This is a genomic window from Streptomyces sp. NPDC053493, from assembly GCF_044544825.1.
Taxonomy (GTDB): Bacteria; Actinomycetota; Actinomycetes; order Streptomycetales; family Streptomycetaceae; genus Streptomyces.
Map to the genome: position 1 here is coordinate 220,401 of NZ_JBITXS010000005.1, position 15,937 is coordinate 236,337.

Annotated in this window: 14 protein-coding genes; 6 read left to right on the forward strand and 8 right to left on the reverse strand. The window is 73.4% G+C overall.

The features are described 5' to 3' along the window. The first annotated feature begins 105 nt into the window (after positions 1-105). The gene (locus tag ACIGO8_RS17245) at positions 106-1,134 is read left to right on the forward strand and encodes a sigma-70 family RNA polymerase sigma factor (RefSeq protein WP_399730614.1); all 1,029 of its coding nucleotides are present in this window, start codon (positions 106-108) and stop codon (positions 1,132-1,134) included. 27 nt (positions 1,135-1,161) lie between these two features. Here the strand turns inward: ACIGO8_RS17245 and ACIGO8_RS17250 are convergent, their stop codons facing one another. Then, on the reverse strand, positions 1,162-2,115 hold the full coding sequence (locus ACIGO8_RS17250; RefSeq protein WP_399730617.1) for an EamA family transporter: 954 nt from the start codon (positions 2,113-2,115) through the stop codon (positions 1,162-1,164). 143 nt (positions 2,116-2,258) lie between these two features. Here ACIGO8_RS17250 and ACIGO8_RS17255 point away from each other — a divergent pair, with 143 nt between their 5' ends. Further along, a complete protein-coding gene (locus tag ACIGO8_RS17255; RefSeq protein WP_399730620.1) occupies positions 2,259-3,161 on the forward strand; it encodes a LysR family transcriptional regulator in 903 nt (300 codons plus the stop codon). A gap of 864 nt (positions 3,162-4,025) precedes the next feature. On the opposite strand, the gene ACIGO8_RS17260 is transcribed toward ACIGO8_RS17255, so the two are convergent. Beyond that, positions 4,026-4,640 carry a dihydrofolate reductase family protein gene (locus tag ACIGO8_RS17260; protein ID WP_399730622.1) on the reverse strand — a complete coding sequence of 205 codons (615 nt, stop codon included), beginning with the start codon at positions 4,638-4,640 and terminating at the stop codon, positions 4,026-4,028. A gap of 199 nt (positions 4,641-4,839) precedes the next feature. On the opposite strand from ACIGO8_RS17260, the gene ACIGO8_RS17265 reads away from it, so the two are divergent. Next, entirely contained in the window at positions 4,840-5,535 is a 696-nt protein-coding gene (locus ACIGO8_RS17265; RefSeq protein WP_399730625.1) for a DUF4232 domain-containing protein, read from the forward strand. 34 nt (positions 5,536-5,569) lie between these two features. Here ACIGO8_RS17265 and ACIGO8_RS17270 read toward each other — a convergent pair whose 3' ends face one another. Continuing rightward, the gene (locus ACIGO8_RS17270) at positions 5,570-8,401 is read right to left on the reverse strand and encodes an FAD-binding and (Fe-S)-binding domain-containing protein (RefSeq protein WP_399730628.1); all 2,832 of its coding nucleotides are present in this window, start codon (positions 8,399-8,401) and stop codon (positions 5,570-5,572) included. Positions 8,402-8,452: 51 nt separating this feature from the next. Between ACIGO8_RS17270 and serC the strand changes: the two genes are divergently transcribed. Next, the gene (gene serC, locus ACIGO8_RS17275) at positions 8,453-9,571 is read left to right on the forward strand and encodes a phosphoserine transaminase (protein ID WP_399730631.1); all 1,119 of its coding nucleotides are present in this window, start codon (positions 8,453-8,455) and stop codon (positions 9,569-9,571) included. A gap of 99 nt (positions 9,572-9,670) precedes the next feature. On the opposite strand, the gene ACIGO8_RS17280 is transcribed toward serC, so the two are convergent. Continuing rightward, on the reverse strand, positions 9,671-10,687 hold the full coding sequence (locus ACIGO8_RS17280) for a WD40 repeat domain-containing protein (RefSeq protein WP_399730634.1): 1,017 nt from the start codon (positions 10,685-10,687) through the stop codon (positions 9,671-9,673). Positions 10,688-10,777: 90 nt separating this feature from the next. Here ACIGO8_RS17280 and ACIGO8_RS17285 point away from each other — a divergent pair, with 90 nt between their 5' ends. After that, complete coding sequence (locus tag ACIGO8_RS17285) at positions 10,778-11,461, forward strand: GDSL-type esterase/lipase family protein (RefSeq protein WP_399730637.1); 684 nt, start codon at positions 10,778-10,780, stop codon at positions 11,459-11,461. 37 nt (positions 11,462-11,498) lie between these two features. Here the strand turns inward: ACIGO8_RS17285 and ACIGO8_RS17290 are convergent, their stop codons facing one another. Both ACIGO8_RS17290 and thpR read right to left on the reverse strand, forming a co-directional pair. Then, the gene (locus ACIGO8_RS17290; protein ID WP_399730640.1) at positions 11,499-12,488 is read right to left on the reverse strand and encodes an aldo/keto reductase; all 990 of its coding nucleotides are present in this window, start codon (positions 12,486-12,488) and stop codon (positions 11,499-11,501) included. Positions 12,489-12,722: 234 nt separating this feature from the next. Further along, positions 12,723-13,295 carry an RNA 2',3'-cyclic phosphodiesterase gene (gene thpR / locus ACIGO8_RS17295; protein WP_399730643.1) on the reverse strand — a complete coding sequence of 191 codons (573 nt, stop codon included), beginning with the start codon at positions 13,293-13,295 and terminating at the stop codon, positions 12,723-12,725. Between the two features lie 34 nt (positions 13,296-13,329). Here thpR and ACIGO8_RS17300 point away from each other — a divergent pair, with 34 nt between their 5' ends. Continuing rightward, positions 13,330-13,842 (forward strand): GNAT family N-acetyltransferase, encoded by a 513-nt coding sequence (locus tag ACIGO8_RS17300; RefSeq protein ID WP_399730645.1) that lies wholly within the window; start codon positions 13,330-13,332, stop codon positions 13,840-13,842. 138 nt (positions 13,843-13,980) lie between these two features. Here ACIGO8_RS17300 and ACIGO8_RS17305 read toward each other — a convergent pair whose 3' ends face one another. After that, on the reverse strand, positions 13,981-15,366 hold the full coding sequence (locus tag ACIGO8_RS17305) for an MFS transporter (RefSeq protein WP_399730648.1): 1,386 nt from the start codon (positions 15,364-15,366) through the stop codon (positions 13,981-13,983). Between the two features lie 27 nt (positions 15,367-15,393). Beyond that, positions 15,394-15,837, reverse strand: a complete 444-nt coding sequence (locus tag ACIGO8_RS17310; RefSeq protein WP_399730651.1) for a MarR family winged helix-turn-helix transcriptional regulator — start codon at positions 15,835-15,837, stop codon at positions 15,394-15,396. Between the last annotated feature and the right edge of the window lie 100 nt (positions 15,838-15,937).

A 15,937-nucleotide genomic window follows, 5' to 3' on the forward strand; every position in this document is an offset into this window, starting at 1 on the left:
GGCGGAGACCCGCGCCTCACATTCCTCGGCGCCGTCTCGTCGTAAGGAAGGAAGCAACGCACCGTCCGCACCACGACGCCGCACAGCCGAGGAGCCGCCGCCACCATGACCCGACCGACCGACCCGGAGCTCGGCGCGATCGTCGGCGAGCGGCGCCGGCTGACCAACCTCGCCTACCGGCTGCTCGGCTCGCTCGCCGACGCCGAGGACGTCGTCCAGGAGACGTACGCCCGCTGGTACGCGCTGTCCCCGCGCCAGCAGGAGGCCGTCGAGTCTCCCGGCGGCTGGCTCACGACCGTGGCCGGCCGCATCTGCCTCGACCTGCTGGGCTCGGCCCGGGTCAGGCGGGAGCGCTATGTCGGCGAGTGGCTGCCGGAGCCGCTGCCGGACCGCACGCAGTGGATCAGCGGACGGCCGCTCGGCGGCGGAGGCGACGCGTCCGATCCGGCCGATCCCGCCGACCGGGTCACCCTGGACGAGTCGGTCGGCATGGCCTTCCTGGTGATGCTGGAGGCGATGACGCCGGCCGAGCGCGTGGCGTTCATCCTGCACGACGTCTTCCGCTATCCCTTCGCCGACGTCGCCGAGATCGTCGGACGGACACCGGCGGCCTGCCGCCAGCTGGCCTCCTCGGCCCGCCGCCGCATCCGTACGGACGCGGGCGGTTCGCGCCGTGACGGGCGTACGGGCCGTAGGGGCCGTACGGGTCAGGCGGGCCAGGCGGGCCAGGCGGGCGGTGCCGGCCGTACGGGCCTGCCGGGCCGGACCGGTGGGACGGCCGCCGACACCGTCCGGGCCTTCAAGCTCGCGTGGGAGGCCCGCGACATCGGCGCCCTCCTCGGCGTCCTCGCTCCCGACGTCACGGCGACGGGCGACGGCGGCGGGGTCGTCAGCGCCGCGCTGCACCCGGTCCGGGGCGCCGAGCCGGTCGCCCGCTTCTTCGCCGCCCGGGCGGCCGCGCTGCCGGCGGTGACGCTGGTGGAGTGCGCGGTCAACGGCCAGCCGGGCCTGGCGGCCCTGGCGGACGGCGTGACGGTGTCGGTGATGGCGTTCGACGTGACCGACGACGGCCGGATCCAGCGCGTCTGGGCCGTACTCAACCCGGAGAAGCTGCGCCCGTGGGCGGCCGGCTGACGGCCGCCGGCCGGGCCCCCACGGGGCTTAGTGGGAGGTGCGGGCCACCTGGCTGCGTACCGCTCCCATGCTCGCCGCGATGACGAGCGCGATGGCGAGCGCGTCGGTGAGACCGAGCGCCTGGTGCAGGACGAGGAAGCCGGCCGTGGCGGCGATGGCCGGCTCCAGGCTCATGAGGATCGCGAAGGTGGGCGCCGGGAGGCGGCGCAGGGCGAGGAGTTCGAGGGTGTAGGGCAGTACGGAGGACATCAGGGCGACCGCGAGGCCGAGCCCGATCGTGGACGGCACGAGGAGCCGGTCGCCCGCCTCGACGATGCCGAAGGGCAAGCTGAGGACCGCACCGAAGGCCATCGCGAGCGCGAGCCCGTCGGCCTGCGGGAAGCGGCGGCCGGTGCGGGCGCTGAAGACGATGTACGTGGCCCACATCGCGCCCGCCGCGAGCGCGAAGCCGGCCCCGAGCGGGTCGAGCCGGTCGAAGCCACCGCCGCTGAGCAGGACGACGCCGCCGAGGGCGAGGCCGGCCCAGAGGAGGTTCAGGAGGCGGCGGGAGGCGAGGACGGAGAGCGCGAGCGGGCCGAGCACCTCGAGCGTGACGGCCGCGCCGAGCGGGATCCGGTCGACGGAGAGGTAGAAGAGGATGTTCATGCCGGACATGGCGGCGCCGAAGGCCAGCACGGTGCCCCAGTCGGCGCGGCCGTAGCCGCGGACCTTGGGCCGGCAGACGATCAGCAGGACGGCGGCGGCGAGCACGAGCCGCAGGGTGACGACACCGAGGGCGCCGGCGCGGGGCATGAGCAGCACGGCGACGGCGGACCCGAACTGTACGGAGAGGCCGCCGGCCACGACGAGGGCGACGGGCCCGAGACGGTGACGGGACGAGGCGGGAGACGCGGCGGAGGCGGCGGGCGCGGGAGGCGTGGGAGTGGCGGCGGAGGCCACCGGCACGGCGGCTATGTCCTTGACCGGGCTCGGGCTGTCCACCGGTGTGCTCCTTGCTTAGCTGTCGCAGTCACTGTCGATCAGTCGATCATGAGTCCACTGCACTGAACCATCAAGTCCAGAGTAATGGACTCACCCCCCGGCCCTCCACTCCTTACGCTAGGCGCCGCCGCGCGGCGCGTGAAATGCCGATTGGGCTGCGGTTATGCTCCGCACGCATGCCCCGCACGAGCATCGAGCTCCGCCATCTCCGCCGCTTCCTCGCGATCGCCGAGGAAGGCAGCCTGACGCGCGCCGCCGCCCGGCTCCACCTCACCCAGCCCGCCGTCTCCCGCACGCTCGCCGCCCTGGAGAAGCACCTCGGCGTCCGGCTCGTCGACCGCTCCACCCACCACCTCGCCCTCACACCCGAAGGCCACGCCTTCCGCGACCGGGCCGCCTCGGCGGTGGCCGCCTTCGACACGGCCGTCGCCCCGGGGCCGCCGCACCACCGGCCGCTGCGCCTCGGGCACGCCTGGTCGGCCTTCGGCCCGTACACCACGCCGCTGCTGCGCCGCTGGCAGCGGGAGCATCCCGAGACCCCGCTCGAACTCCGCCGGGTCGACGACCGCACCGCCGGGCTGCTGCGCGGCGAGGTGGACGCGGCGCTGCTGCGGGGCCCGGTGGAGCTGCCGGGCCTGGCGACGGAGGAACTGCTCACCGAGACGCGCGTGGCCGCCGTGCCCTCGGACAGTCCGCTCGCCGCCCGGCCGGAACTGAGGCTGGCGGACCTGGCGGCGGAGACCGCGGTCCTGAACCCGGTCTCCGGCACCACCACCCTCGACCTGTGGCCGCCCGACACCCGGCCCCGCGCCACGCTGACCGTCGCCAACACCGACGACTGGCTGACGGCGATCGCCGCCGGCCGCGGCATCGGCGTCTCCGCCGCCTCCACGGCCGCGCTCCACCCTCATCCGGGCGTCACCTACCGCCCGCTCCCCGACGCCCCGCCGCTCCCCGTCCTCCTCGCCTGGCGCCCCACGGCCCCGCACCCGGCGACGGCGGCCCTGGTGTCCCTGGCCCGCGAGATCGCGACGGCCGACGACTGAGGCCCTGGGGGTGGGGGTTGTGGGTGTGCTTCTGGTGCGGCCGCCCTCTTTTCCGAGAGTCGTGCCTTCCGGCGCCGCGTCAAGGGCGCTCCCTTCGGTCGCGTCGCTGCGCGATGGCCTGCGGCCACCCTTGACCCGTCACCTCCAGACACGTGAAAACTCTCGGAGGGCGGCCGGGGGGGGGCGGGGCCGGCGGAGGCCGGGTAGTGCCCGGGGCCGCGAGCCGGACTGCGGGCCGGTGGGTGGTGCGCGGCAGTGGAATGGGGTGCCCCATCCCGGCTTAGCGACTTGCGGCCGCCGTGGGGTTGGGACTCATGCCCCGCTGGTCACTGCCGGTGGGTGGAGGGGGCGGAGGTGCGGTGCTAAGTGACACATCCCGGCCCGGGATGGGACGGGAGCGCCCTCGTGTGACGACTGAGGCGGCCTCAGACCCGCCGCCTCGGTGCTAAGTGACACATCCCCACCCCACCTGGGGCGGAAGACAACTCCTGTGACTCCAGAGGCGATCCGACCCGTGGGCGGGGCCGCGATGCCCTCCTTGGCACCGGGAATGACCAGCGGGGCATGAATCCCGGCCCAACGACCGTCGCAAGCCGCTCAGTCGAGAATGGGCACCCCACTCCACGACCGCGCACCACCCACCGGCCCGCAGTCCGGCACACCGCCCCAGGCGCGACCCGGCCCCCGCCGGCCCCGCCCCCCGGCCGCCCTCCGAGTGGGAAAAGGCACCCGGAGACGGCCCGTCAAGGGTGAAGCGCAGCGACATCGCGAAGCGACGCGACCGAAGGGAGCGCCCTTGACGGGACGACGGAGGGGGCCACACTCGGAAACAGGGCGGCCGCACCAGAAGCACACCCGAAACGTTCAGGAGGAGGCCCGCCGGTAGCGGCACACGGTCGCGCCCGTCGGTGCGGTCACCGTCGAGACCAGTTCCCACGTCCGCTTCGCGCCGTCCGTCGGGAAGATGGACTTCCCTCCGCCCAGCAGCACCGGCATCACGATGAGCCGCAGCTCGTCCGCCAGGTCCTCCTCGATCAGCGTGCGGGCCAGGGTGGGGCTGCCCATGACGAGCAGGTCGCCGGCGGCGCCGTCGGCCGCCGGCAGGTCGCGCAGCTCGCGCAGACGGTCCACCGCCTTGGCGCCGTCGAGGCGGGTGGTGTTGTTCCAGGCCCCCTCGGCGTCCGCGTCCGTCAGGGTGTCGGACACCACGTACTTCTTGATCGCGTTCATCGTGTCCGCGAACGGGTCGCCCGCCCGCTCCGGCCACGCGCCCGCCATCGTCTGCCAGGTGCGCCGGCCGAACAGCAGCGCGTCCGCCGTCGTGATCGCCTCGGCGAAGGCGCCGCCGACGACCTCCGGGTCGAAGAAGGGGTGCGTCCAGCCGCCGTGCTCGAAGCCGCCGTCCCTGTCCTCGTCGGGGCCGCCGGGAGCCTGGACGACACCGTCGAGGCTGATGAACTCACTGATGACGATGCGCATGGCCGTCTCTCTTCTCTTCCGCTGTACGGGTGTGGTCAGGGCGTCATGGTGTACGGAAGAAGAGACCGGCGCCACCGCCTTAACTCATCGGTGAACCGTGGTGAATTCGGAAAGACACCGTCACCAAGCTGTGAAGCACGCGCGGGACTCTGTTCTCACCACAGCGCATTCCGCGCTGGTCATCGGGGGGAGCACCACCATGAGCACCGTTCGCAGAGCCGCCGCCGCCGTCCTCGTCGCCGCCTCCGCGCTGGCCCTGACCGCCTGCGGGCCCTCCGAGGACGGTGCTGCCGGTGGCGCCGGCGCCACCGGCGTACCGACCGCGACGCCCCCGCACTCCACCGCTCCCGCCGACCCGGGCACCGAGCCCGGCGGCAAGCCGAGTGCCAAGCCGAGCGCGAAGCCGGCGACGCCGCCGCCCGCCAAGCCGGGCGCCAAGCCGGGCAGCAAGCCGGGCGGAAAGCCGTCGGCCGACCCCGACTACGACGTCTTCCCGTGCAGCACCTTCGACGTGAAGTTCAGCGCCGACCTCGCGGAGGCCACCACCAGCAGCTATCTGCTGAAGATCACCAACAAGAGCGGCAAGGCCTGCCGGGTGCTCGGCCACCCCGTCGTCACCTTCGGCGAGCTCGACGGTGCGGCGACGGAGCGCGGCAAGGCCCCGGGCATCGAGGAGGCCCTGCGGCTCGAGCCCGGGCAGTCGGCCTACGCCGGGCTCATGGGCGGTCCGGCCGGCGCCGACAGCAAGACCGTCTCGTACATCCGGATGACCATGGACACCGAGTCGGACCTGGAGCAGGTGCCGCTGAAGGCGTCCACGCCCGGTTTCCACGTCTCGTCGGCCAACTCCGTCACCGCCTGGATGGACAACGCCGAGGACGCGCTCAGCCTGTAGCCCGCGTCAAGCACCCGGCGGCGAGGCGGCGCCCTCACGCGTCCAGCGCCTCCGCCAGCACCTCCGCCAGATGGCGCGGGTGCCGGTCGGGCGCCAGGTGGCTGATCTGGGTGCGGCAGGAGAAGCCGTCGGCGAGGACCACCGCCTCCGCGGGCGCCGCGCGCAGCGCCGGCAGGAGCTGGTCCTCGGCGCAGGCGACGGACACGGCGTAGTGTCCCGGTTCGAAGCCGAAGTTGCCGGCGAGGCCGCAGCAGCCGCCCGCCAACTCGCCTTCCAGGCCGGCCTTGTGCCGCAGCGCGCGGTCGGGCCCGTCGCCGAGGACCGCGTGCTGGTGGCAGTGGGTCTGGCCGGTGACGGGGCCGCGGGATAGGCGGGCGAGGCGGGGCGGGTCCCAGTCGGGCGCCAGTTCGGCCAGGGCCTCGGCGAAGGTGCGTACGGAGCCGGCGAGGCGGGCGGCGCGCGGGTCGTCCGGCAGGAGTTCGGGCAGGTCGGAGCGGAGGGCGGCGGCGCAGGACGGTTCGAGGACGACGACCGGTCCCGTCACGTCCGCCATGACGTCGAGCGTCCGGCGCATCACCCGGCGCGCCGCGCCGAGCCGTCCCGTGGAGACGTAGGTGAGGCCGCAGCAGACCCGGCCGGGCGGGAGGGCGACGCCGAGGCCGGCGGCCTCCAGGACGAGGACGGCGGCGCGGCCGACCTCGGGTGCGAGGTGGTCGGTGAAGGTGTCGGGCCACAGGGTGAGCGCGGGCGGTCGGCTGGAGGCGCGTTCGCCGAACCAGGACACGAAGGACCGCTCGGCCACCTTCGGCAGGGCGCGCTGCGGTGCGACGCCGGCGAGCCGGTGCGCGAACGGCAGCCGCGTCGCGGCGTTCAGGGCCGGGCCGAAGTGGTCGAGCAGCCGGGGCAGTCCGCCCATGGTCCAGTGGGACCGCGGCCGGCGCCAGGCGCGCGTCGGGCCCGCGTAGTAGCCGTCGAGGAACTCGGCCTTGTACGCGGCCATGTCGACGCCCACCGGGCAGTCGCTGCGGCAGCCCTTGCACGACAGGCACAGGTCCAGGGCCTCGTGGACCTCCTCCGCGCGGTGCCCGCCGGTGACGATCTCGCCGAGCGCCATCTCGTGGAGCAGGCGGGCCCGGCCGCGCGTGGAGTGCTTCTCGTCGCCGGTCGCCCGGTAAGACGGGCACATCACGCCCGGGCCCGTACTCGGGCCTTCCACCCGGCACTTGGCGACGCCGACGCAGCGGGCCGCCGCGCGCCCGAGCTCCAGGACGGGCAGGACGGGCAGGTCGGGCAGGCCGGGCAGCGCGGAGCCGGCGGGCGCCTGGAAGCGCAGTCCGCTGTCCAGGGGTTCGGGCCGCACGAGCATGCCCGGGTTCAGGCCGCCGTCCGGGTCCCACAGGTCCTTGACCTCGCCGAACAGGCCGACGAGCTCCGTCCCGTACATCTTCGGCAGCAGTTCGGCCCGCGCCTTGCCGTCGCCGTGTTCGCCGGAGAGCGAGCCGCCGTGGGCGACGACGAGGTCGGCGACGGCCTCCGAGAACCGGCGGAAGTCGCCCACTCCCCTGCCCGTCCACAGGTCGAAGTCGATGCGGACGTGGACGCAGCCGTCGCCAAAGTGGCCGTACGGCGTGCCGCGCAGCCCGAACTCCTTCAGCAGCGAGCGGAATTCCCGCAGGTACGCGCCGAGCCGGCGGGGCGGCACGGCGCAGTCCTCCCAGCCCGGCCAGGCCTCGCCGCCGTCGGGCATCCGGGTCGCCGTGCCGGCCGCGTCCTCCCGGATCCGCCACAGGGCCCGCTGCCCGGCCGGGTTGGTGACCAGCAGGGAGTCCACCGCGTCCGCCGCCCGCACCAGGGCCTCGGCCGCGCCGGCGCCGTCGACCTCGACGAACAGCCAGGCCCCGCCGCGCGGCAGTCCCGCGGCGCCGCGCACCAGGTCGGCGGCCATGCCCTCGACGGTCAACGGGCGGTGCTCGAGGAGTCCGGCGGCCGCGTCGGCCGCCGCGCTCTCGTCGGCGTAGCCGAGGACGGTCAGGATGGGTTCCGCCGGGAGAGGAACCAATTCCACGACGGCCTGCGTGACCACGCCGAGCGTTCCCTCGCTGCCGCAGAAGGAGCGGGCCACGTCCGCGCCCCGCTCCGGCAGCAGCGCGTCGAGGGCGTAGCCGGAGATGCGGCGCGGCAGTCCGGCCGGGTAACCGGTACGGATCGGGGCGAGCCGGCCGGCCACCAGTTCCCGCAGCCCGGCGGGCGCGCCCTGCCAGTCCCGCCCGGGCCGCAGCCGCCGCCCGTCGTAGGTGACGACGTCCAGCTCCCGCACGTTGTCGGCGGTCGTGCCCCAGGCGACGGAGTGCGCGCCGCACGCGTTGTTGCCGATCATGCCGCCGAGGGTGCAGCGGCTGTGCGTGGACGGGTCGGGGCCGAAGGTGAGGCCGTACGGGCGGGCCGCCTCCCGCAGCCGGTCGAGGACGAGCCCGGGCTGGACGACCGCCGTGCGCGCCTCCGGATCGATGGCCACGAGCCCGCGCAGGTGACGTGTGAGGTCGAGCACGACACCCGTTCCGGTGGCCTGTCCGGCGATGGAGGTGCCGCCGCCGCGGGCGACGACCGGCACTCCGTACGTACGGCACACGGCCAGGGCGGCGGCCACGTCGTCGGCGTCGCGCGGGGCGACGACGCCGAGCGGGACGCGCCGGTAGTTGGAGGCGTCCATCGAGGTCAGGGCGCGGGCGGTGGTGGAGAAGTCGACGTCTCCGGCGACGGCGGCGCGCAGGGCGCCCGCCAGTTCCCCGGCAGGCCGGCCGGGCGCGCTCCCGGTCGCGCTCTCGTGTGATCCCACGACTACAGAATGTCTCACTCCGCGTCTCATCGGGCGGACATCCAGAGACCCGGTCTTCCGTGACCCGATACTCTCCGCTTCGTGGCCGATATCCAGATTCCCGCTGACATCAAGCCCGCCGATGGCCGTTTCGGCGCGGGCCCCTCCAAGGTGCGTACGGAGGCGCTGGACGCCCTGGCCGCCACCGGCACCTCTCTCCTCGGTACCTCTCACCGCCAGGCTCCGGTCAAGAACCTGGTCGGCGAGGTGCGTGCCGGCATCCGTGACCTGTTCTCGCTGCCCGAGGGCTACGAGGTGATCCTGGGCAACGGCGGATCGACCGCCTTCTGGGACGTCGCGACCCACGGTCTGATCGAGAACAAGTCGCAGCACCTCACCTTCGGCGAGTTCTCCTCGAAGTTCGCGAAGGCCGCGAAGCTGGCCCCGTGGCTGGCCGAGCCGACCGTGATCTCCGCCGACCCGGGCACCCACCCGGAGCCGGTGGCCGAGGCGGGCGTCGACGTCTACGCCTACACCCACAACGAGACCTCCACCGGTGTCGCCGCCCCGCTCAAGCGGGTCGCGGGCGCCGACGAGGGCGCGCTGGTCCTGGTCGACGCGACCTCGGGCGCCGGCGGTCTGCCGGTCGACATCACCGAGACGGACGTCTACTACTTCGCCCCGCAGAAGTCCTTCGCGGCCGACGGCGGCCTGTGGCTCGCGGCCTTCTCGCCGGCCGCGCTGGAGCGGGCGAAGAAGATCCACGAGTCGGGCCGGCACATCCCGGAGTTCTTCAGCCTGCCGACCGCGATCGACAACTCGCTGAAGAACCAGACGTACAACACCCCGGCGCTCGCCACGCTCTTCCTGCTCAACGAGCAGCTGAAGTGGATCAACGGCCAGGGCGGTCTCGACTGGGCGGTGGCCCGGACGAAGGAGTCGTCGCAGGCGCTGTACGGCTGGGCCGAGGAGTCCAAGTACGCGACGCCTTTCGTCACCGACCCGGCGAAGCGCTCGCAGGTCATCGGCACGATCGACTTCGCCGACGACATCGACGCGGCGGCGGTCGCGAAGGCGCTGCGCGCCAACGGCATCGTGGACACCGAGCCGTACCGCAAGCTGGGCCGCAACCAGCTGCGCATCGCGATGTTCCCGGCGGTCGACCCGGCGGACGTGCGCGCGCTGACGGCCTGCATCGACTACGTGATCGAGAAGCTCTGACCGTTGCCCTCAGGGTTTCTTTCCGCTCCGAAAGAAACTCCTGACACTGCGGACAGCGCGAAGGGCCCGGCCCCGGTCTTCCACCGGAGCCGGGCCCGCTCAGTCCTGGCGGCCGGCTCCTCGCCTCAGCCGACGGGCACCGAGGACGACGGCCGCGACACCCGCGAGGACCAGGGCGCCGAGGGTGGTGCTGCCGCCGCCCTGCGCGGGCTGCGGCGCGGCCGACGGGCTGCTCCCGCGGGGCCGTTCGCTCGGCGTGCCGTCCGACGGCGACCCGGTGTCCTGCCGGTCCACGCGCACCACCCGGCTTTTCTTCCCCTCCGAGCCGAACATGAAGGCCGAGCCGTCCGCCGTGTACGTCACGGATTCCGCCTGCCCCTGGAACGGCGCCCCGGCCGGCGTGCCGTCGTCGGCGAGGCGGCCGTCCTTCCACGCGTACTCCTTGGCCATGAGGTAGCCGCGCAGCACGAGCCGGTCACCGGCCGGCGAGAAGGCGCCGTCGGTGACCCAGGGAACGTCGTCGACGCGCCGGAAGACGTTCGTGCCGGAGGCGGTGAGCCGGGCCGGGCCCTCGTAGAGGCCGCCGCCGCTCTCCCGCTTGCTCGCGATGTAGACCCGGCCGGTCTTCGGATGGACCATCAGCGCCTCGGCGTTGCGCGCGCCGTCGGCGTACTTCACCTCGTACTGCGTGGCCCGGACGGTCTGGTCCTTCAGTTGCCTCGGCTCGGGAAAGCGGTAGATCCAGACGTGGTCCCAGGAGCCGTCGAGGTTGTCGCCGATGTCGCCGACGTAGATGTCGCCGTCCGGGCCGACGGCGATCGCCTCCATGTCGCGCGGTGTGCCGACGCCCTTCATGGTGAGGGTGGCGACCGTCCGGCCGGTGCGGGAGTCGACGCCGTAGACCAGCGGCGCGTCCTGGTCGTTGTGGGTCCAGTAGATCCCGGGATGCGCGCGGCTGGCGGCGAGGCCGCTGGACTCGGTGATCCGCGGGTCCTCGATGGTGAAGTCCCGGTCGGGAGCGCCGTCGTCGGCCCCGGCGGGAGCGGCGCAGGCCAGGACGAGGGCCGTGGCGGCGAGGGCCGTGGCGGCGAGGACACGCGGCGCAGCAGATCGCATGACCTCAAGCCTGCCACGGCCGCCGGTGCGGACCGCTGGTGTCGGGGATCACGTCGCCGCCCCGCTCCGGCGTCGGTGATGATGTCCCCCATGCGTTTTCTGTTCGTCGGCGACAGCATGACCATCGGACGCGCCGGCGACTTCACCTGGCGGTACCGGATGTGGCGGCACCTGGAGGCCGTGCTTCCGGGCGGGTACGAGATCGTCGGCCCGCGCACCGCGCTGTACGAGGCAGCGACGGACGCCGCGACCTCGGACGCGTACGCCGACCCTGCCTTCCCGGCCGCCGCCCGCCGCCATCTGGCCGGCTGGGGCGAGGGCTGGCTGCACATGGCGCCGCTCGTCGGCGGCACGGTGGCCGAGACCCGGGCCGACGTGCTGCTGATCTCGCTCGGCCTGATCGACCTGGGCTTCTACACCAACAGCGACCAGACGACGGAGAACGTCCGCGCCTTCCTGGCCGCCGCGCGCGCCGCGAACCCGCGCGTCCGGGCGGTGCTGCTGCCCGTCATCCCGAACGTGCGGGCCACCTATGACGCGCCGTTCGCCGCCGAGTGCGCCCGCTTCAACGAGCTGCTCGCGAAGACCGTCGCGGACCTGGACACGGCGTCCTCGCCGCTGCTCCTGGGCACGGTCCCGGAGTCGTACGACCTCGACGCGGACACCTACGACGGCACCCACCCGGGACCGACGGGCGAGCACAAGCTGGCGGCGGCCTTCGCGGACGCGATGCACCAGGCCTGGGGCCTCGGCGGCCCGTACGACGTCCGCTGAACCGCCTCCGCCGGGGCGCGGTGCTCTGCGCGACGCCCTACCAGGCGAAGGCCTCCGGTGCCGGGCCCGGGCCCGGGAAGATCTCGTCGAGGCCGGCGAGCAGCTCCTCGCCCAGCTCCAGGTCGAGGGCGCGCAGCGCGCCGGTCAGCTGCTCCGGCGTGCGCGGGCCGATGATCGGGCCCGTCACGCCCGGCCGGGTCAGCAGCCAGGCCAGCGCCGTCTCGCCCGGGTCGACGCCGTGCTTGTCGAGCAGGTCCTCGTACGCCTGGATCCGGGCCCGCTCCTTCGGGTCGGCGAGCCGCTCCGCGGTCCGGCCGCCGGCCCGGCGGCCGCCCTGCACCTCCTTGCGGATCACGCCGCCGAGCAGGCCGCCGCCCAGCGGGGACCACGGGATGACGCCGAGGCCGTACTCCTGGGCCGCCGGGATCACCTCCATCTCGGCGCGCCGCTCGAAGAGGTTGTAGTGGCACTGCTCGCTGACCAGGCCGACCATGCCGCGGCGGGCGGCGGTCTCGTTGGCCTGGGCGATCTTGTAGCCGGGGAAGTTGGACGAGCCGGCGTAGAGGATCTTGCCCTGCTGGATCAGCACGTCGACGGCCTGCCAGATCTCCTCGAACGGAGTCGAGCGGTCGACGTGGTGGAACTGGTAGACGTCGATGCGGTCCGTGCCGAGCCGCTTGAGGCTGCCCTCGACGGCCCGGCGGATGTTCAGCGCGGAGAGCTTGTCGTGGTTGGGCCAGGCCGGCGCGTCCTCGGCCATGTTCCCGTACATCTTGGTGGCCAGGACCACCTTGTCGCGGTGGGACGGGTCCTTGGCGAACCAGGAGCCGATGATCTCCTCGGTCCGGCCCTTGCCCGCGGTCTGGCCGTAGACGTTGGCGGTGTCGAAGAAGTTGAGGCCCGCGTCGAGCGCGGTGTCCATGATGGCGTGGCTGGTGGCCTCGTCCGTCTGCGGCCCGAAGTTCATGGTGCCGAGAACGAGCCGGCCGACCTTGAGTCCGGTGCGTCCGAGCTGTGTGTACTCCATGGGGAACAAGCCAACGCCTTCGAGTGGACTCGAAGCAAGGACCTTTCCGGGGGCCGGAGTTGAAAACCGGACGCGGGGCTGTGGCGGGGCCGGCGGGGCTCCAGGCCGCGAGGGGTCAGCCGGTCGGCCGGTCGAGGGTCAGCTCACCACCGACGCCACCGCGATGATCGCGAACATCAGGACGAGCACACCGGCCATGATCCGGTTACGGGTTTTCGGGTCCACGCTTCGAGGTTAACCCGCCCCGCCGAGCGGCCATGCCGCGACCGTCTCGTAACGCGGCTGCGCTCCCGGCGTCCCGCCGCCGGGCAGGTTGCTCCGTACGAGCGCCAGCTCACCGACCTGCCAGCGGCTGCCCTCGAAGGCGTCGAGCTCCTCGACGAACGGCCGCAGGTCGAGGTCGTGGGCGCGGGAGCGGGCGACGGTGAGGTGGGCCTGGTAGCGGCGGTGCTCGTCCATCGCCACGCCGGCCCGGCGGGCGGCCGCGTCGGCGCGCTCGGCGAGCAGCCGCATCTCGTCCAGGCCGCCCGCCGCGCCCGTCCACAGCACGGCCCGCCCGAAGTGCCCGCCGCCGTGCAGCCGCAGCGGGAACGGCTCGGTGCGGTGGGCGGCCCGGCCGAGCCGGACGCGCAGCTCCGGCAGCAGGCCCTCGTCGACCTCGCCCATGAACGCGAGCGTGAAGTGCCAGCCGGGCCGCGAGGTCCAGCGCAGCCGGCCGGCGCCGGGCAGCCGGGCGAGCCGGTCGACCACCCGGGCGAGCTCGGCGAGCTGCGCGGGCGGCGGGACGACGGCAGCGAAAAGCCTCATGAGTGCGAGTGTGGCAGGCACTAACCTCGGGCGGATGGATACCGGGATCAAGATCAGGCAGGCCGGCGCGGCGGACGTACCCGTCGTCCTCGGAATACTCGACAGCGCGGTCGTCTGGCTCAACGGCAAGGGCATCACCGCGCAGTGGGGCACCGACCCGTTCACGTCACGGCCGAAGACGGTGGAGCTGGTCGAGCAGGTCGTGACCGAGGGCTCGCCGTGGATCGCCGAGATCGACGGCGAGCCGGCCGGCACGCTCACCCTGACGCCGCAGCCGGGCACCTACGTGGCTCCCGCCGCCGAGCCCGAGCGCTACATCCGCTTCCTCGCGACCGACGCCCGCTTCCACGGCCGCGGCGTCGGCGCCGCCCTCCTCGCCCACGCGGCGGAGGAGACCCGCCGCCTGGACATCTCCCTGCTCCGCGTGGACTGCTTCGCGGGCAGCGAGGGCCGCCTGGTGGCCTACTACGAACGCCAGGGCTTCACCCGCACCGAAGCGTTCACGGTCGGCGACTGGCCGGGCCAGGTCCTGGAACGCCGGCTCTGACGCACCCGCCTGCGCGGCGCCCGGCATCAGCCGGGCCCCGGCGACCGAGAAGCCCGGCGGGCCGGCCTCCGAGGCCCCGGCCGCCCGCGCCGGGACGCCCCGTCACCGGACGAGTGAGCCGGGCGGGCCGGACGGGCGTCAGGCCACCGTCGCCAGGCTCGGGCGCGACCGCTCGGCCGGTACGAAGCGGACGCTCGGGTGGCCGTGGTGCCAGCCCAGCGCCACCCGCAGGCCGCCCACGCGCGCCAGGACCAGGCCGATCGCGGCGGCGGCCAGCAGCGAGACCAGGCCGCCCGTGGCGAAGCCGACGCGGGCGCCGAAGGTGTCCGTGACCCAGCCGAGCAGCGGCGCGCCGATCGGCGTGCCGCCGGCGAAGACCATCATGTAGAGGCTCATCACCCGGCCCCGCATGACCGGGTCCGTCGCCATCTGGACGGCCGAGTTGGCGCTGATGTTGACGGTCAGGCCGATCATGCCGATCGGTACGAGCAGCAGCGCGAACAGCCAGAACGACGGCGACAGCGCCGCCGCGATCTCCAGCACGCCGAAGACGCCCGCCGCGACCACCAGCATCCGCAGCCGCGTCGAGCCGCGGCGCGCCGCGAGCAGCGCGCCCACCAGGGAGCCGGCCGCCATCAGCGTGTTGAGCAGGCCGTACGTACCGGCGCCGACGTGGAAGATCTCGTCGGAGAAGGCGGTCAGCCAGATCGGGAAGTTGAACCCGAACGTGCCGATGAAGCCGACGAGCACGATCGGCCAGATCAGGTCCGGCCGCCCGGCGACGTACCGCAGGCCCTCGCGCAGCTGGCCCTTGCCGCGCGGGGCGCGCTCCACCTTGTGGAGCTCGCTCGTGCGCATCAGCAGCAGGCCGGTCAGGGGCGCGAGGAAGGACAGGCCGTTGATCAGGAACGCCCAGCCGCTGCCGATCGACGCGATCATGACGCCGGCGACGGCGGGGCCGACGAGCCGGGCGGACTGGAAGTTCGCCGAGTTCAGCGAGACGGCGTTGCGCAGCCGGTCGGGGCCGACCATCTCGGACACGAAGGACTGCCGGGCCGGGTTGTCGACCACGGTGACCATGCCGAGCAGGAAGGCGACCAGGTAGACGTGCCAGACCTGGACGGCGCCGGTGAGGGTCAGTACGGCGAGGCTCAGTCCGCACAGGCCGAGCGCGGCCTGGCTGACCAGCAGGATGTGCCGCTTCGGGTAGCGGTCGGCGATGACGCCGCCGTACAGGCCGAACAGCAGCATCGGCAGGAACTGGAGCGCCGTCGTGATGCCGACGGCGGCGGCCGAGCCGGTGAGGCTCAGGACCAGCCAGTCCTGGGTGATCCGGGCCATCCACGTACCGGTGTTGGAGACGATCGCTCCGGTGAAGAACAGCCGGTAGTTCCGGATCGCGAGCGAGGAGAAGGTCCCCTTGCCCGGGCGGGTCGTACGCGCCGCGGGCGTGACCGGCGTCGTACGGGAGTAGGTGTCGGGTTTATGGACGGGTGCGGAGTCTGCTCCGGGTCCCGTACTCAAAGTGCGTCGCCTCCTTGGCGCCTCGGGTCATAGGTGCGCGAGCTTCTCCAGGACCGGGGCAGCCGCGCGGAGCTTGGCCCATTCGTCCTCGTCCAGACCTTCGGCGAGGGTGGCGAGCCAGGCGTTCCGCTTGCGGCGGGACTCCTCGAGCATGGATTCGGCCTGCTCGGTCTGCCTCACCACCTTCTGCCGACGGTCGTCGGGATGTGGCTCCAGCCGGACCAGCCCCTTGGCTTCGAGCAGCGCGACGATGCGGGTCATCGACGGCGGCTGGACGTGCTCCTTGCGGGCCAGCTCACCGGGAGTGGCGGAGCCGCAGAGCGACAGGGTGCCCAGCACCGACATCTCGGTCGGGCTCAGCGATTCGTCGACGCGCTGGTGCTTCAGGCGCCGGCTCAGCCGCATGACGGAGCTGCGGAGTGCGTTCACGGCCGCGGCGTCGTCGGCGGTGCCGTGGGACAGGTCAGGCATGTTCTTAGCGTAACTCATTACTCTACCTAAAGACCAATCGAAAACACGCGGCCTGAATCTGTCACCCGAATGAGTGAGATGGCTTCGGAAAGTGACGCAC

Bases quoted from the DNA above. Each gene is read 5' to 3' on its own strand.
- thpR (WP_399730643.1), bottom strand. From the start codon at position 13,295: ATGAGGCTTTTCGCTGCCGTCGTCCCGCCGCCCGCGCAGCTCGCCGAG.
- ACIGO8_RS17290 (WP_399730640.1), bottom strand. From the start codon at position 12,488: ATGGAGTACACACAGCTCGGACGCACCGGACTCAAGGTCGGCCGGCTC.
- ACIGO8_RS17265 (WP_399730625.1), top strand. From the start codon at position 4,840: ATGAGCACCGTTCGCAGAGCCGCCGCCGCCGTCCTCGTCGCCGCCTCC.
- ACIGO8_RS17280 (WP_399730634.1), bottom strand. From the start codon at position 10,687: ATGCGATCTGCTGCGCCGCGTGTCCTCGCCGCCACGGCCCTCGCCGCC.
- ACIGO8_RS17285 (WP_399730637.1), top strand. From the start codon at position 10,778: ATGCGTTTTCTGTTCGTCGGCGACAGCATGACCATCGGACGCGCCGGC.
- ACIGO8_RS17245 (WP_399730614.1), top strand. From the start codon at position 106: ATGACCCGACCGACCGACCCGGAGCTCGGCGCGATCGTCGGCGAGCGG.
- ACIGO8_RS17300 (WP_399730645.1), top strand. From the start codon at position 13,330: ATGGATACCGGGATCAAGATCAGGCAGGCCGGCGCGGCGGACGTACCC.
- ACIGO8_RS17310 (WP_399730651.1), bottom strand. From the start codon at position 15,837: ATGCCTGACCTGTCCCACGGCACCGCCGACGACGCCGCGGCCGTGAAC.
- ACIGO8_RS17255 (WP_399730620.1), top strand. From the start codon at position 2,259: ATGCCGATTGGGCTGCGGTTATGCTCCGCACGCATGCCCCGCACGAGC.
- ACIGO8_RS17260 (WP_399730622.1), bottom strand. From the start codon at position 4,640: ATGCGCATCGTCATCAGTGAGTTCATCAGCCTCGACGGTGTCGTCCAG.
- ACIGO8_RS17270 (WP_399730628.1), bottom strand. From the start codon at position 8,401: ATGAGACGCGGAGTGAGACATTCTGTAGTCGTGGGATCACACGAGAGC.